Below are 15,454 nucleotides of genomic sequence, written 5' to 3' on the forward strand. Positions count from 1 at the left end.
CACGCCGGACCGCCACCGTCTCAATGCCTCATACCCGCCGGACGGCGACCGTCACCCGGTCGCCCTCGCCGACCTCGCCGGTGAAGCCCGCCACCCCGTCGGCGAAGTCGACGGTGTCGGCCAGCACCTCCCGGGCGACGAAGTCGGTGTACTCGGCCACCGCCGCGCGCACCTCCTCGGAGGCCGACAGCAGCAGCGCGATCCGGTCGGAGACGTCCAGGTCGGCGTCCCGGCGGGCCTGCTGCACCACCCGGACGACGTCCCGCGCCAGCCCCTCGGCGGCCAGCTCGGGGGTGACCTCCGTGTCCAGCACGACCACGCCCTCGCCGCCGGGCAGCGGCGCGGAGTGTTCGGCGTCGGCGGCGACCAGGCGCAGCTCGTACTCGCCCTCGGCGAGGGTGACGCCGGCGGCCACCGGGGCGCCGTCGACCAGCTCCCACTCGCCCGCCTTGACCGCCTTGATGACCTGCTGGACCTGCTTGCCGACCCGGGGGCCGAGCGCGCGCGGCACCACCGTCAGCACCTGCTGGCAGTACGCGGACACCTCGCCGGTGAACTCCACCGCCTTCACGTTGACCTCGTCGGCGACCAGGTCGGCGAAGGGCCGCAGCTGCTCCGCCGCCGGGGATGCGACGGTCAGCTTCGACAGCGGCAGCCGCACCCGCAGCCCCTTGGCCTTGCGCAGCGACAGCGCCGCCGAGGCGACCGCCCGGGTGGCGTCCATCGCGGCGACCAGCTCGTGGTCGGCGGGGAACAGCGCCGCGTCCGGCCAGTCGGTCAGGTGCACCGACCGCTCGCCGGTCAGCCCGCGCCAGATCTCCTCCGCGGTCAGCGGCGCCAGCGGCGCCACCACCCGGCACAGCGTCTCCAGCACCGTCCAGAGCGTGTCGAACGCGTCCACGTCACCGGACCAGAACCGGTCCCGGGAGCGCCGCACGTACCAGTTGGTCAGCGCGTCCAGGAAGGACCGCACGGTGGCGCAGGCGCCGGAGATGTCGTACGCGTCCATCTGCGCGCCGACGGTCGACACCAGCTCGTTCGTCTTCGCCAGCACGTACCGGTCGAGTAGGTGGGTGCTGTCGGTGCGCCGCTGCGCCCGGTGCCCGTCCGCGTTGGCGTAGAGCGAGAAGAAGTACCAGACGTTCCACAGCGGCAGCAGCACCTGCCGGACGGCGTCCCGGATGCCCGCCTCGGTGACCGCCATGTCACCGCCGCGCAGCACCGGCGAGGACATCAGCATCCAGCGCATCGCGTCCGAGCCGTACGAGTCGAAGACGTGGTAGACGTCCGGGTAGTTGCGCAGGCTCTTGGACATCTTGCGCCCGTCGGAGCCGAGCAGGATGCCGTGGCTGAGGCAGTTGCGGAACGCCGGCCGGTCGAACAGCGCGGTGGCCAGCACGTGCATGGTGTAGAACCAGCCGCGGGTCTGCCCGATGTACTCGACGATGAAGTCGCCCGGGTAGTGGTGCTCGAACCAGTCGCGGTTCTCGAACGGGTAGTGCACCTGGGCGAACGGCATCGAGCCGGACTCGAACCAGCAGTCCAGCACCTCCGGCACCCGGCGCATCATGGACTTCCCCGTCGGGTCGTCCGGGTTGGGGCGGACCAGCTCGTCCACCGCCGGCCGGTGCAGGTCGGTCAGGCGTACGCCGAAGTCCCGCTCGATCTCCTCCAGCGAGCCGTAGACGTCCAGCCGCGGGTGGTTCGGGTCGTCGGACTTCCAGACCGGGATCGGCGAACCCCAGAACCGGTTCCGGCTGATCGACCAGTCGCGGGCGTTGGCCAGCCACTTGCCGAACGAGCCGTCCTTGATGTGCCCCGGGGTCCAGTTGATCTGCTGGTTCAGCTCGACCATCCGGTCCTTGAACTGCGTCACCGCGACGAACCACGACGACACCGCCTTGTAGACCAGCGGGGTGTCGCAGCGCCAGCAGTGCGGGTAGGAGTGGGTGTAGGTGTCCTGCTTGAGCACCACCCCCCGCTCCTTCAGCTCCCGGATCACCGGCTTGTTGACGTCGAAGACCTGCTCGCCCTGGTACGGCGGGACCAGCGCGGTGAAGCGGGTGTGGTCGTCCACCGTGACGATGGTCGGGATGCCGGCGGCGTTGCAGGTGTTCTGGTCGTCCTCGCCGAAGGCCGGGGCCAGGTGCACGATCCCGGTGCCGTCCTCGGTGGTGACGAACTCCGCGCCGAGCACCTGGTAGGCGTTCGGGCCCGCCTGCTCGACGAGGAAGTCGAACAGCGGGGTGTAGCGGCGGCCGACGAGGTCGCGGCCGGAGACGGTGCCGACCTGCGCGTACCCCTCCAGCTCCTTGGCGTACGCGGCCAGCCGGGCCGCCCCGACGACGTACCGCTGCCCGTCGCGCTCCAGCACCGCGTACTCGATGTCGGGGCCGACGGCGAGCGCGAGGTTGGACGGCAGGGTCCACGGCGTGGTGGTCCAGACGCCGAGCCGCACCGGCCCGCGCACCAGCTCCGGCGCGCTCTCGTCGGGGGTCAACCCGAACCACACCGACAGCGTCGGGTCGTGCCGGTCCCGGTAAACGTCGTCCATCCGGGTCTCGGTGTTCGACAGCGGCGTCTCGCAGCGCCAGCAGTACGCCAGCACCCGGAAGCCCTCGTAGACCAGACCCTTGTCGTGCAGGGTCTTGAAGGCCCACATGACGCTTTCCATGTAGTCCAGGTCGAGGGTCTTGTAGTCGTCGGCGAAGTCGACCCAGCGGGCCTGCCGCGTGACGTAGCGCTCCCAGTCCTGGGTGAACTCCAGCACCGAGGTGCGGCACGCCTCGTTGAACCGGGCCACGCCCAGGTCGAGGATCTCCGCCTTGCTGGTGATGCCGAGCTGCTTCTCGGCGACCACCTCGGCGGGCAGGCCGTGGCAGTCCCAGCCGAAGCGCCGCTCCACCCGGCGCCCGCGCATCGTCTGGTAGCGCGGCACCACGTCCTTGACGTAGCCGGTGAAGAGGTGGCCGTAGTGCGGCAGGCCGTTGGCGAACGGCGGGCCGTCGTAGAAGACGTACTCGTTCTTGCCGTCCGTGCCGGCAGGACGGGCCTCGACGCTGGCCTCGAAGGTCTTGTCGGCCGTCCAGTGCTCCAGGACCCGGCGTTCGACCGCGGGCAGGTCCGGGCTCGCCGGGACGGCGGCGGTCGGGTCGTGCAACGGATAGGCCATCGGGGGTCGCTCTCCTCGCGCAGCTCACGGTCGTGGGTCTGCGAGGACGAGCCGATCCGGTACGCCGTGCCGGCGCCCCGGGTGGCCCGCGGTACCACCCCGCTTGGCGGTCAGGATCGACCGCCCGCTCGTTGGCCGGCTGTGACGGGCCGGACCCGTCCGGTTCTACTGGGCCGGTCACCCGGCTGTTCTTCCGGAGGCTCGCCGGTGATGGCCGGGTCATCGCCTTACAGCCGTCAAGGTTACCCGACCGCCCGCCGGGATCGCCGCCGAGTAACGGCGGCGGCTCGTGGCGCCGCCGCTCGCCGCCGAACTGGCGGTCGGCGCCGGGTACGCGGTGCTCGCCGCCGTGCTGCTGAAGGTCTTCGAGGCCGAGAGCCGCCGGGCCTCCCTCGACACCCTCTGATCCCACCCGCGTCGACCATGAGGCTGTCGCGGTACCCCAGGCGGGTGGTGGCGACCGCCTCATGGTCGACCGACGGACGGCGAGGTCAGCGGGTCGGGGCGGGCAGGGTGGTCGTCCAGAGGGAGACCCCGTCGCGGTCGCGCAGGTGGACGGTGAAGGCGCCGGACGCGCCGTCGACGGCGACCTCGCCGAAGTGTTGGAAGCCCTCGGCCGGGGAGGTGTTGGCCCGCGGCGGGGCGTTGACGAAGACCGCCTTCGGGCCGAACGTGCCGTCCAGGGCGTTCGGGCCGAACGCGCCGGCGTGCGCCGGCCCCGAGACGAACTCCCAGAACGGGGTGAACTCGGCGACCGACGCCCGGGCCGGGTCGTAGTGGTGCGCGGCGGTGTAGTGCACGTCGGCGGTGAGGAAGACGATCCCGGTCACCCCGGCCCGGTGCGCCGCGCCGAGCACCTGCGCGAACTCCAACTCGCGCCCGGCCGGCGCGCCCGGGTCACCCTGCGCGACGCCCTCCTGGGCGGCGGCGCCGTCCGGCACCACCAGCCCGATCGGCAGGTCGGCGGCGATCACCTTCCAGGTGGCCCGGGACCGGGTCAGTTCCCGGACCAGCCACTCCCGCTGTTCCCGGCCGAGCAGCCCGCGCGCCGGGTCGGCGTAGGTGTTGCCGTCGTTGGGGTCCTTCCAGGTCCGCATGTCCAGCACGAAGACGTCCAGCCGCGACCCGTACGACATCCGCCGGTACCGCGGCCCGTCGACCGGCGCCGGCAGCCACTCGTCGAACGCCTGCCGGGCCCGGGCGGCGAGCACGTCGACGCGGCGCTCGGTGTACCGCGCGTCGGTCAGGATCTCCCCCGGGTACCAGTTGTTGGTCACCTCGTGGTCGTCCCACTGGTTGATCTGCGGCACCTCCGCGACGAACGCGCGCAGGTGCTCGTCGAGCAGGTTGTACGCGAACTGCCCCCGGTACTCGGCCAACGTCTCGGCGACCTTGCTCTTCTCCGGGGTGACCAGGTTGCGCCAGACCCGCCCGTCGGGCAGGGTCACCGTCTCGGCGAGCGGGCCGTCGGCGTAGACGGTGTCGCCGCTGCACAGGAAGAAGTCGGGCCGGGTGGCCCGCATGGCCCGGAAGATCGACATGCCGCCGAAGTCCGGGGCGATTCCCCAGCCCTGCCCGGCGATGTCACCGGTCCAGACGAACCGGACGTCCCGACGGTCGTGCCGGCCGGGAGCGGTGGTCAGCGCGCCGGTCACCGGTTCGCTGACCAGCCCCGGCCGGTCCAGGCTCTCCACCCGGACCCGGTAGTGCAGCCGCTCGCCACCGGGCAACCCGCGCAGCCGCACCTTGCCGGTGAAGTCGCCGGTCGGGTCGAGCACCGGTCCGCGTACCCGCCGGGCACCGCGGAAGTCCGGCCGGCGGCTCACCTCCACCAGCATCCGACCGGGGCGGTCGGCGCGGGTCCAGACCAGCGCCGAGTCCGCGGTCACGTCACCGCTCTGCACGCCGTGGGTGAGCACCGGTCGGCCGGCCGGCCGCCAGGCCGGTGCGGCGGGCGCGGCGGGCGCGCCGAGCAGGGCGCCGCCCGCGACACCGGCACCTGCGATCAGGCTGGCGCGCAGCAACGTACGTCGGTCAAGTTCGGTCATCGTTCCTCCCGGATCGGGGACTGCCCCCGTGGGTCTACCGGGCGGAGATGACCGGCGGCGGCGTGCCGGGTGACCGGGGCCGGAACTCCGGTTGTCCGGGGTGGTCCGGCCGGCATGACCGGCGTCACAGGCCCGGACCGTCACGCCGGACCCCCGCCGTGTCGTCGTGTCGGTGTTACCACCACGGATCAGGGAGGTTGTCATGCAGCGGATCAACGCGGCCGAGGTGGCGCCGGAGGCGTACCACGCCGTGCTGGGGCTGGAGAAGTACGTCCGGGCCAACGTCGACCACACCGTGCTCCACCTGGTGAAGCTCCGGGCGTCGATGCTGAACGGCTGCGCGTTCTGCGCCGACATGCACAGCCGGGACGCGCTCGCCGAGGGCGAGTCGAGCCGGCGGCTCTTCGCGGTCTCCACCTGGCGGGAGGCGCCCTTCTTCGACGAGCGGGAGCGGACCGCGCTGGCGCTCACCGACGCGGTGACCCGCCTCGGCGAGCACGGGGTGCCCGACGAGGTCTGGGACGCGGCGGCGAAGGTGTGGCCCGAGAAGGAGCTGGTCGACCTGCTGATGGCCATCGCGACAATCAACGTGTGGAACCGCATCGCCGTGACCTGCCGGAACGAGCTCCCGACGGACGTGTGACGATCACCGACGCGACGCAGGCGGCCGGTGCGCTCGAGGCGCACCGGCCGATGCTGCTCGGCCTGGCGTACCGCCTGCTCGGCAGCCGGCACGACGCGGAGGACGTGCTCCAGGAGGCGTACCTGCGCTGGCTGGGGGCGGACCGGGCGGCGGTCATCGAGCCGCGCCGCTACCTGTCCCGGGTGGTCACCCACCTGGCGCTGGACCGGCTGCGCGCCCGCCGGGCCGCCCGGGAGACGTACGTCGGGCCGTGGCTGCCCGAGCCGGTGCCGACCGTGCCGTCACCGTTCGGGCCGCTGGACTCCGTCGAGCTGCGCGACTCGCTCTCCACCGCCCTGCTGCACCTGCTGGAACGCCTCACCCCGCCGGAGCGCGCGGTCTACGTGCTGCACACCGCCTTCGACCTGCCGTACGCCGAGATCGCGGAGATCCTGGACCGGTCGGTGGCGGACTGCCGGCAGCTGCACCACCGGGCGGTGGCCCGGATCGGGCAGGACCGGCGGCGGTTCACCGCCGGCCGGGCCGAGCAGGAACGGCTGCTGGACGCCTTCCTCGCCGCCGCCCGCGACGGTGACCTGGCCACGCTGACCGGGCTGGTGGCGAGGGACGCCACCGCCTGGACCGACGGCGGCGGCCGGGTCAAAGCGGCGCGCAACCCCGTCACCGGCGCCGACCGGGTCGCCCGCTTCTTCGCCGGCCTGTACGGCCCGGGCCGGCACTTCACCGCGCGCCGGCTGGAACTCAACGGCCAGCCGGCCGCCCTGATCATCCGCCCCGACGGCGGCAGGTACGCGCTGACCCTGGGCGCGTCCGGCGGCCGGATCACCGGGTTCTACGTGGTCGGCAACCCCGACAAGCTGCCGTGGACGCCCTGACCGGACGGTCGTGCCGGTCGACAGCCTGGACCCGTTGCGACGGGCGCCCTGACCGGACAGTCGTGCCGGTCGACGGCCTGGACCCGTTGCGACGGGCGCCCTGACCGGACGGTCGTGCCGGGTCCGGCACGACCGCTGCTCGCGGCGTCGGTCGGCCGTCAGCCCAGCTCGGGGAACCAGAGCGCGATCTCGCGCTTCGCGCTGTCCGGCGAGTCGGAGGCGTGCACCAGGTTCTCGCGGTTGGACAGCGAGAGGTCGCCGCGGATCGTGCCGGCCGCCGCCTTGCGCCCGTCGGTCGACCCGACCAGCCCGCGCACCACGTCGATGACCTGGTCGCCGGAGAGCACCAGCGCCACCAGCGGGCCGCCGGTCATGAAGTCCTTCAGCGGCGGGTAGAACGCCTTGTCCACGTGCTCGGCGTAGTGCTCGTCGGCCAGCGCGGCGTCCATGGTCCGGGACACCATCGCGTCGATCCGCAACCCCTTGCGCTCGAAGCGGGAGATCACCTCGCCGACCAGCCCGCGGCGGACCGCGTCGGGCTTGATCAGTACGAGGGTGCGCTCATCGGGGCTGCTGTTGGACACGCTGGGATCCTCCTGTGCGCGGAAGGCGGTCGGGCTGGGTACGGTCAGCCTAGCGACCCGGTCCCGGCGCCGGCGCGGCGGCCGGTCTTTCCCCCGGCGGCCGATCCGGCCTAGCCTGGCCCTTGACCCCCGGGAGGTCCACAGTGGCGAATGGCGGGAACCGGCCCATCGCGCCGGTACGCAAGCTGATCGCCGCGGTGCTCGGCACCGTGGCCACCTTCGTGATCCTCTTCGGGCTGGGCATGACCAGCTGGGCGATCGTGGCGCTCGGGGTCGCCCTGCTGGTGCTGGCCATCGCGCTGGCCACCGTGCGCGGCGGCGGGCGCACGTGGGTGGTCGGCGTGGGCCACGTGCACAGCGCCTCCGAGCCGCCCACCCAGTACGCCTTCGGCCGATGCGAGCTGCAACTGGTGATCGACGCGCCGGGGCTGCCGCCCCGGTCCAAGAAGATCATCGAGCCGCGGGTGCCGGTGGCGAAGTGGCCGTCGCTGGGGCAGACGCTGCCGATCCGGGTGGCCCTGGACGACCAGCGGCACGTCCGGGTGCTCTGGGACGAGGTGCCCACCCACGCCGAGTCCGCCGCCGCCGTCGCCGCCGACCTCCCACCCGAGTACGCGGGCCCGGATCCGCTGGACGACGTGCTGCTCCAGCAGGAGGCGCCGCCGTGGGCCGACCGTGCGCCGGACGACGACCTCCGGGACGACTTCCGCGAGCCGCTGGTCGACCCGCTGGGCGATCCACTCGGCGATCCACTCGGTGGGGAGCCCGTCAGGCGCCCGGAGGAGCGCGAGCCCGTCGTGGTGCACCAGCGCCCCGGCGGGCCGGTCGTGCTGGAGGGCACCCTCGTCGAGCAGTCCACGACCGGCACCCTGCCACGCCGGGCCACCCCGACACCCCGCCCGCCGGCCGAGGAGCGGTTCGACCCGCCGGCCCCGGCCGGCGGGCGCACCGACCCGCCCGCGCCGGCGGAGCCGCTCGACCCACTCGACCTGCCCCTGGACGACCCGATCCCGCGCCGGGACCGGGCGCGGGAGGAGCGGATCAGCCCGGAGGAACTGGACGAGGCGATCTTCGGCCCCGAGGCGACCACCGGCGCCGACGACAGGACCGCCGGGGTCGCGGAGGACGAGGACGACCTCGGCGCGCCGATCGCCGGGGTGGGCCTGACGCTGCTGGTCACCGACCTGCCACGCTCGCTGGCCTTCTACCGGGACCTGGGCTTCACCGAGGTCGACCGGGGCTCCGGCAACGCCGTCCTCGCCTCCGGGACGACCCGGCTGGTGCTGCGGGAGGTGACCGAGGCGGCGCCGATCAGCCGCCGCCTGGTGCACGTCAACCTCGAGGTGGACGACATCGACTCCGCGTACGAGCGGTTGCGCGGGTCCGGCGTCCGGTTCACGTACGCCCCCCGGGTGGTCAACCGGGGCACGAAGCTGGAGGTGTGGGCGGCCGCGTTCCGCGACCCGGACGGCCACGGCATCGCCCTCACCCAGTGGCGCGAACGCGCCGACGCCTGACCCCGCCGACGGGCTGACGATGGCGGGCCAGCCCGTCAGCCCGTCAGCCCGTCAGCCGAGGATGACCCGGCGGACGTGCAGGGCGTAGACCCAGACCAGGGCGAAGACGACGCCCAGCGCGAGCAGCGACCAGTGCAGCAGGCCGGCCAGCATCAGCAGTCCCTGCAGGACGGTGCCGGCGTGCCAGGCCCACGGCCGGCGCATCATGCCGGCCAGCAGCACCGCCGCCACGGCCAGCGCCAGGACCGCGCCGATCGCCGCGCCGCCCAGGTCGCCGCCGACCATGCGGATCGGCTGGATGGCCAGGACCAGCACCAGCGCCTCCAGGATCAGCGTGCCGGCCCCCAGCCCGCGCACCGCCCGCTCCGGGTTCCGCAGCCCGGACCGTCGCGGCCCACCCGCCGGCGGACGGCCCGGGTCGCCCCCGGCGGCCGTACCCTCCGGGCGGTCGTCGCCCGCGGTGCCCCGCACCGGGCCGGTCATCGCTTCAGCAGCCGGCGGGCGTCGGCCACGGTCACCACCGATCCGGTGACCAACACCCCGACCCCGCTCAGCTCCCCCGGTACGTCCTCCTCGGCCATCGCCACCGCCGTCTCGATCGCGTCCGGCATCTCCTCGGCGACCTCGACCCGGTCGGGGCCGAAGACCTCGGCGGCCAGCGCGGCGAGTTCCCGGGCCGGCATCGCCCGGGGCGAGCTGTTCCGGGTCACCACGACCTGGTCGACCACCGGCTCCAGCAGTTCCAGCAGGCTGGCCGCGTCCTTGTCGCCGAGGACGCCGACGACCGCCACCAGCTTGCTGAACGCGAACTCCTCCTGTAGCGCGGTCACCGTGGCGGCCATGCCGTGCGGGTTGTGCGCGCCGTCGAGCAGGATGGTCGGCGCGCTGCGTACCCGCTCCAGGCGGCCGGGCGAGGTGGCCGTGGCGAACCCCTCCCGGACGGTCTCGACGTCGAGCTGCCGCTTCGCGCCCGCGCCGAGGAACGCCTCCACCGCCGCCAACGCCATCGCCGCGTTCTGCGCCTGGTGGGCGCCGTGCAGCGGGATGAAGACCTCCTCGTAGACGCCGCCGAGGCCCTGCAGGGTGAGCACCTGCCCGCCGACGGCGACCGCCCGCCGGAGCACCCCGAACTCGGAGCCCTCCCGGGCGATCGTCGCGCCGACCTCGGCGCAGCGTTCCAGGATCGGCCGGGCCGCCTCCTCCTCCTGCGCGGCGGAGATGACCGTCGCGCCGGAGTGGACGATGCCCGCCTTGGCCAGCGCGATGTCCTGGATCGTGTCGCCCAGCCACTCGGTGTGGTCCAGCCCGATCGGGGTGAGCACGCACACCCCGGCCTGGATCACGTTGGTCGCGTCCTCGGCGCCGCCCAGGCCCACCTCGACCACCGCCACGTCCACCGGGGCGTCGGCGAACGTCGCGAACGCCAGCGCGGTGGTCATGTCGAAGTACGTCAGCGGCTCCGCCGAGCGCTCGTCCATCAGCCGGGCCAGCGGCTCGACCTCCCGGTACGTGGCGGTGAACCGCTCCTCGCCCACCGGCTCGCCGTCCAGGCTGATCCGCTCCCGGACGGTCTCCAGGTGCGGGCTGGTGTAGCGGCCGGTGTGCAGCCCGAACGCCCGCAACAGCGAGTCGATCATCCGGGCCGTCGAGGTCTTGCCGTTGGTGCCGGTCAGGTGGATCGACGGGTACGCCCGCTGCGGGCTGCCGAGCAGGTCCAGCAGCGACTCGATCTTGTCCAGCTCGAAGGCCATGCGGGTGAACCCGCGGCCCGCCAGCTCGGCCTCGACGGCGGCGAAATCGGTGCGGTCGGTCACGAGGACAGCGCCTCCAGAGCGGCGTCGATGCGGACCAGGTCGGCCTCGGCGACGGCGAGGCGGTCGCGGATCTTGGCGACCACCGGTTCCGGCGCCTTGCCGACGAACGCGGGGTTGTCGAGCTTCGCCCGGGCCTGCGCGGCCTCCTTCTCGGCGGCCGCCCGGTCCTTGGTGAGCCGGGCCCGCTCGGCGGCCACGTCGATCGACCCCCGGGTGTCCAGGGCCACGCTCACCTCGCCCGGCATGGCGAGGGTCGCGCTGGCCTGGAAGCCGTCGCCGGCCGGGTCCAGCCGCACCAGCGACCGGATGAGCGGCTCGTGCGCGGCGATGCCCGCGGCGGCCAGGCCGTCGAGCCGGGCGGCGACCCGCTGCGTCGGGCGCAGCCCCTGGTCCGAGCGGAACCGCCGGATCTCGGTCACCACCCGCTGGACGGTGCCGACCTCGGCCTCCGCGACGTCGTCGACGAGGGTACGGTCGGCCGCCGGCCAGGCGGCCGTCATCACCGTCTCGCCCCCCGTGAGCGCGATCCACAGTTCCTCGGTGACGAACGGGATGATCGGGTGCAGCAGCCGCAGCAGCTGGTCCAGCACGTGCCCGAGCACCCGGCGGGTGGCCTCGGCGGCCGCGCCCCCCTCGGCGAGCACCGGCTTGGTCAGCTCCACGTACCAGTCGCAGACGTCGTCCCAGGCGAAGTGGTACAGCAGGTCGCACACCTTCGCGAACTCGTACGCCTCGAACTGCTCGTCCACCTCGGCGGTGACGTGCGCCAGCCGGGACAGGATCCACCGGTCGACGGTCGAGAGCTGCTCGGCGGCCGGCAGCGGGCCGTCGGTGTGCGCGCCGTTCATCAGCGCGAAGCGGGTGGCGTTCCAGAGCTTGTTGCAGAAGTTGCGGGAGCCCTGGCACCACTCCTCGCTCACCGGCACGTCCTGCCCGGGGTTGCCGCCCCGGGCCAGGGTGAACCGGGTGGCGTCGGCGCCGAAGCGGTCGATCCAGTCCAGCGGATCGACCACGTTGCCGAACGACTTCGACATCTTCTTGCCGAACTGGTCGCGGACCATGCCGTGCAGGGCCACCACGTCGAACGGCTGCCGGCCGTCCATCGCGTACAGGCCGAACATCATCATCCGGGCGACCCAGAAGAAGAGGATGTCGTAGCCGGTGACCAGGACGCTCGTCGGATAGAACTTCGCCAGGTCAGGCGTCTGCTCGGGCCAGCCGAGCGTGGAGAACGGCCAGAGGGCGCTGGAGAACCAGGTGTCCAGGACGTCCTCGTCCTGACGCCAGCCGTCCCCGGCGGGCGGCGGCTCGTCCGGGCCGACACAGACGACCTCGCCGTCGGGGCCGTACCAGACGGGGATGCGGTGGCCCCACCACAGCTGCCGGGAGATGCACCAGTCGTGCATGTTGTCGACCCAGGCGAAGTACCGCTTGGCCAGCTCGGCGGGCTCGATCCGCACCCGCCCGTCGCGCACGGCGTCGCCGGCTGCCTTGGCCAGCGGTGAGGTGTTCACGAACCACTGCAGCGACAGCCGCGGCTCGACCGTCGTACGGCAGCGCGAGCAGTGGCCCACCGCGTGCACGTACGGGCGCTTCTCCGAGACGATCCGGCCCTGCTCGCGCAGGGCCGCGACGATCGCGGGGCGCGCCTCGAAGCGGTCCAGGCCCTCGAACGGCCCCGGCACGGTGATCACGCCGCGCTCGTCCATCACGGTGAGCGCGGGCAGGTCGTGGCGCTGGCCGATCTCGAAGTCGTTCGGGTCGTGCGCCGGGGTCACCTTCACCATGCCGGTGCCGAAGGACGGGTCGACGTGCGCGTCGGCCACGATCGGGATGCGCCGCCCGGTCAGCGGCAGCTCGACCTCGGTGCCGATCAGGTGCTGGTAGCGCTCGTCGTCCGGGTGCACCGCCACCGCCGTGTCGCCGAGCATCGTCTCCGCCCGGGTGGTGGCGACGACCACCTCGTCGCTGTAGCGGATCGAGACCAGCTCGCCGTCGTCGTCGGTGTGCTCCACCTCGATGTCCGACAGGGCGGTCAGGCACCGGGGACACCAGTTGATGATCCGGTTGGCCCGGTAGATCAGGCCGTCGTCGTACAACTTCTTGAAGATCGTCTGTACGGCGCGCGACAGCCCCTCGTCCATCGTGAAGCGCTCGCGGTCCCAGTCGACGGAGTCGCCGAGACGGCGCATCTGACCCAGGATGGCGCCGCCGGACTCGGCCTTCCACTGCCAGACCCGCTCGACGAACTGCTCCCGCCCCAGGTCGTGCCGGGACAGGCCCTGGCCGGCGAGCCGCCGCTCCACCACGTTCTGCGTGGCGATGCCGGCGTGGTCCATGCCCGGCAGCCAGAGCGCCTCGTAGCCCTGCATCCGCTTACGCCGCACCAGCGCGTCCTGCACCGTGTGGTCGAGGGCGTGGCCCATGTGCAGGGAGCCGGTGACGTTCGGCGGCGGGATGACGATGGTGAAGGGGGGCTTGTCGCTCTGCGCCGACGCCCGGAAGTGGCCGGCGGCTACCCAGTGCTCGTACCGTCGCTGCTCTACCTCGCCCGGCTGGTACTGGCCGGGCAGGGTCGGGGCGTCGGGGCGTCGGGCATCCAGTCTCTCGGTCACCCTGAAAGTCTACGGAGGGCTTCTCCGGACCCGACGTGCGCCACCTGCCGTTCGCGTACGGTGTCGGCTATGTCCGACGCACATCTCACCGAGCGGCCGGTCAACGACGGCTCCGAGCCGATCGACCTGACCGACGAGCCCATCCACCTCAGCAACCGGGACCCGGACCACGCCACCGGGCCGCGGGCGGGGCGGTCGCGGCGCCGGCGGGTGGCCTGGGCCGTGGCGGCGCTGGTCGGGCTCGCGGGCGCCGCCACCATCGGTACGGCCGGGTGGCGGGTGGCCCAGCAGAAGGACGCGGACCTGACCACCCCGGACCGGGTGGCGGGACTGGTCCGGGACGACAGCGAACGGGCCCGCAGCACGTCGGACTACCTGCGCAGCGGCTTCGCCGCCGACATCGACCTGGACAGCAGCTTCGGCACCGTCTACCGGGACCCGGCAAACGACAAGCGCTCGGTGCTCGTCTTCGGCGGCACGACGCTGCTCTGGCAGCCGGAGCGGGACCTGGACAGCCTGTTCGGCCTGCTGACCGATGAGACCGGCAAGGTGACGGGGCTGCGGGAGGTGCCTGCGGGCCGGCTGGGCGGCGTGATGAAGTGCGGCACCACCAGCGGCGACGGCGGCGACTTCGCCGTCTGCGGGTGGGCCGACCACGGCAGTGTCGTGATGGCGATGTTCCCCGGCCGCTCCGTCGACGACGCCGGCGGGCTGTTCCGCGAGATGCGCGAGGAGATACAGACCCGCAAGTGACGCCCGCCCCGCCTCCTTGTCCGGTCGTTGGTAGCTGAGGTGGTGGGGTGGGGACCTCTGCCTGAGCTCGTTCCCGTTTGTTGCGGTGTCGGGTGGGGGGGGGTGGGGTGCTGCCTGAGCGTTTGTTGCGGTGTCGGGTGGGGGGTGGGGGCGGGGCGGGCCCCGCCCCCGGGGGGGGGGGGGGTGTCCCCCCCCGGCCCCCCCCCCCCCCCCCCCACCCCCGTCGAGGTCAGCCGCCGCCCGCGCCTTCCCGGCCCGCGTTCGCGCCCATATTGCGGGGTCCGCGATAGCGCCCTTTCCCATGTCCGCAGGATGAGTCTTTCCGGTCCGCGGGTGTCTTTCTGGTCCGCGGGTGTCTTTCTGGTCTGCGGGTGCCTTCACCGTGCCCGCCGGAACGCCCTTCACGTCGGCGGACAACCCTCAGAGCGCGTTGAATAACCAGGTCAACTGGTGTTGAGGAGTCGGCCGGTCTTGTGACCTGGGGCCAGTTGCGTTGTCAGTCAAGGGTCCGGGCCATCCCGACAGAGTTCGGCCCCGTTTGGCGGAAACCGTGCCGCTCGTAGAGGCGGCGACCCGGCGGATCGGCGAGCAAGTTCACGAACGCACCGGGCGGCGCTTCCCGACGGATTGTCTCCAGTAACGCAGTCAGTACCGCGTCACCTATGCCCCGGCGCTGGTGCTCTGGCAATACAGCCATGTCGACCACGTGGAAGTACCACCCGCCATCGCCGAGCACCCGACCCATCCCTACCGTCGTGCCGCTCTCCTCGTGCAATACGTGCACCGCAGCCCAGCCACCCTGCACCGCGGCGGCAGCCTGATCGGGTCGACGCGGTGAGAGCCCAGATCGTTTGCGAAGGATTAGGTAGTCTCCGACCGTCGGTGGTCCATCGACCAACCGATAACCCGCCGGCAGGGCGGTAGGTGCTGTCATGACCGCTATGCTACAGCGCTCCTTACGAGATAGTGGTGGCCGCCGCTTGGACCGCGTACCTGCCTGCCGGTGACTGCCGCGAACGCGGCGGCGCCGGTAACCTACCCGCGCCGCGACATCGTCGACGCCATCCGCTACCTCGACACAGTTGCGTGTGGTCGACTTCCCGTCCTGGCGCACCGTCTACCACTACTTCCGCACCTGGACCCGCGACGGAACCTCACCCGGTTGCACGCTGGCCTGCGAACAGGTCCATACGAACGCCACCCCGAACAGCACGCCGCTATGGTCCAGTGGGCCATGGTCATCATCATGACCCGACGCCTCGCCCGATACCACAAGACCGGCCGACTCCAGGCCGCACTCAACACCAGCTGACCTGGTTATTCAACGCGCTCTCAAACGCGTTCAGGGCCACCCCGATTGGGGTGGCCCTGAACGAAAGATTGTCCGGCGGTGTCCTACTCTCCCACACCCTCCCGAGTGCAGTACCATCGGC

The 15,454-nt window shown here is 72.6% G+C and carries 11 protein-coding genes; 4 read left to right on the forward strand and 7 right to left on the reverse strand.

Annotated features, from left to right (window positions below; all coding sequences use genetic code 11):
• Nucleotides 1-28: 28 nt before the first annotated feature.
• Complete coding sequence (gene ileS, locus ACGF5C_RS25760) at nt 29-3,172, reverse strand: isoleucine--tRNA ligase (protein WP_393305556.1); 3,144 nt, start codon at nt 3,170-3,172, stop codon at nt 29-31.
• Nucleotides 3,173-3,663: 491 nt separating this feature from the next.
• Nucleotides 3,664-5,220 carry an alkaline phosphatase D family protein gene (locus ACGF5C_RS25765; RefSeq protein WP_393305558.1) on the reverse strand — a complete coding sequence of 519 codons (1,557 nt, stop codon included), beginning with the start codon at nt 5,218-5,220 and terminating at the stop codon, nt 3,664-3,666.
• Between the two features lie 202 nt (nt 5,221-5,422).
• On the opposite strand from ACGF5C_RS25765, the gene ACGF5C_RS25770 reads away from it, so the two are divergent.
• Both ACGF5C_RS25770 and sigJ read left to right on the forward strand, forming a co-directional pair.
• Nucleotides 5,423-5,863 carry a carboxymuconolactone decarboxylase family protein gene (locus ACGF5C_RS25770; protein WP_393305560.1) on the forward strand — a complete coding sequence of 147 codons (441 nt, stop codon included), beginning with the start codon at nt 5,423-5,425 and terminating at the stop codon, nt 5,861-5,863.
• Complete coding sequence (gene sigJ, locus ACGF5C_RS25775) at nt 5,860-6,738, forward strand: RNA polymerase sigma factor SigJ (RefSeq protein WP_393305562.1); 879 nt, start codon at nt 5,860-5,862, stop codon at nt 6,736-6,738. The genes ACGF5C_RS25770 and sigJ overlap by 4 nt, the downstream gene beginning before the upstream one ends.
• Nucleotides 6,739-6,896: 158 nt before the next feature.
• Here sigJ and ndk read toward each other — a convergent pair whose 3' ends face one another.
• On the reverse strand, nt 6,897-7,322 hold the full coding sequence (ndk, locus tag ACGF5C_RS25780; protein ID WP_393305564.1) for a nucleoside-diphosphate kinase: 426 nt from the start codon (nt 7,320-7,322) through the stop codon (nt 6,897-6,899).
• A 143-nt stretch (nt 7,323-7,465) separates the two neighbouring features.
• Here ndk and ACGF5C_RS25785 point away from each other — a divergent pair, with 143 nt between their 5' ends.
• Nucleotides 7,466-8,839, forward strand: coding sequence for a VOC family protein (locus ACGF5C_RS25785; protein ID WP_393305566.1), 1,374 nt, complete (start codon nt 7,466-7,468; stop codon nt 8,837-8,839).
• A gap of 51 nt (nt 8,840-8,890) precedes the next feature.
• Here the strand turns inward: ACGF5C_RS25785 and ACGF5C_RS25790 are convergent, their stop codons facing one another.
• Genes ACGF5C_RS25790 through ACGF5C_RS25800 form a run of 3 tightly spaced genes read right to left on the reverse strand, consistent with a single transcriptional unit; the run spans nt 8,891 to nt 13,268 of the window.
• Nucleotides 8,891-9,322, reverse strand: coding sequence for a DUF4233 domain-containing protein (locus ACGF5C_RS25790; protein ID WP_393305568.1), 432 nt, complete (start codon nt 9,320-9,322; stop codon nt 8,891-8,893).
• Nucleotides 9,319-10,653, reverse strand: coding sequence for a bifunctional folylpolyglutamate synthase/dihydrofolate synthase (locus ACGF5C_RS25795; RefSeq protein WP_393305570.1), 1,335 nt, complete (start codon nt 10,651-10,653; stop codon nt 9,319-9,321). Before ACGF5C_RS25795 ends, ACGF5C_RS25790 begins: the two co-directional genes overlap by 4 nt.
• The gene (locus ACGF5C_RS25800; RefSeq protein WP_393305572.1) at nt 10,650-13,268 is read right to left on the reverse strand and encodes a valine--tRNA ligase; all 2,619 of its coding nucleotides are present in this window, start codon (nt 13,266-13,268) and stop codon (nt 10,650-10,652) included. Before ACGF5C_RS25800 ends, ACGF5C_RS25795 begins: the two co-directional genes overlap by 4 nt.
• 69 nt (nt 13,269-13,337) lie before the next feature.
• Here ACGF5C_RS25800 and ACGF5C_RS25805 point away from each other — a divergent pair, with 69 nt between their 5' ends.
• Nucleotides 13,338-14,021, forward strand: a complete 684-nt coding sequence (locus tag ACGF5C_RS25805; protein ID WP_393305573.1) for a hypothetical protein — start codon at nt 13,338-13,340, stop codon at nt 14,019-14,021.
• Nucleotides 14,022-14,517: 496 nt separating this feature from the next.
• Here ACGF5C_RS25805 and ACGF5C_RS25810 read toward each other — a convergent pair whose 3' ends face one another.
• A complete protein-coding gene (locus ACGF5C_RS25810; protein ID WP_393305575.1) occupies nt 14,518-14,955 on the reverse strand; it encodes a GNAT family N-acetyltransferase in 438 nt (145 codons plus the stop codon).
• Nucleotides 14,956-15,454: the final 499 nt, after the last annotated feature.

The sequence above is a fragment of the Micromonospora sp. NPDC047620 genome (genome assembly GCF_043205005.1).
In the GTDB taxonomy this organism is placed as follows: domain Bacteria; phylum Actinomycetota; class Actinomycetes; order Mycobacteriales; family Micromonosporaceae; genus Micromonospora.

Excerpts from the sequence above, each read along its gene's own strand:
- ileS (WP_393305556.1), bottom strand. The coding sequence starts at position 3,172 with ATGGCCTATCCGTTGCACGACCCGACCGCCGCCGTCCCGGCGAGCCCG.
- ACGF5C_RS25765 (WP_393305558.1), bottom strand. The coding sequence starts at position 5,220 with ATGACCGAACTTGACCGACGTACGTTGCTGCGCGCCAGCCTGATCGCA.
- ACGF5C_RS25770 (WP_393305560.1), top strand. The coding sequence starts at position 5,423 with ATGCAGCGGATCAACGCGGCCGAGGTGGCGCCGGAGGCGTACCACGCC.
- ACGF5C_RS25790 (WP_393305568.1), bottom strand. The coding sequence starts at position 9,322 with ATGACCGGCCCGGTGCGGGGCACCGCGGGCGACGACCGCCCGGAGGGT.
- ACGF5C_RS25805 (WP_393305573.1), top strand. The coding sequence starts at position 13,338 with ATGTCCGACGCACATCTCACCGAGCGGCCGGTCAACGACGGCTCCGAG.
- ACGF5C_RS25810 (WP_393305575.1), bottom strand. The coding sequence starts at position 14,955 with ATGACAGCACCTACCGCCCTGCCGGCGGGTTATCGGTTGGTCGATGGA.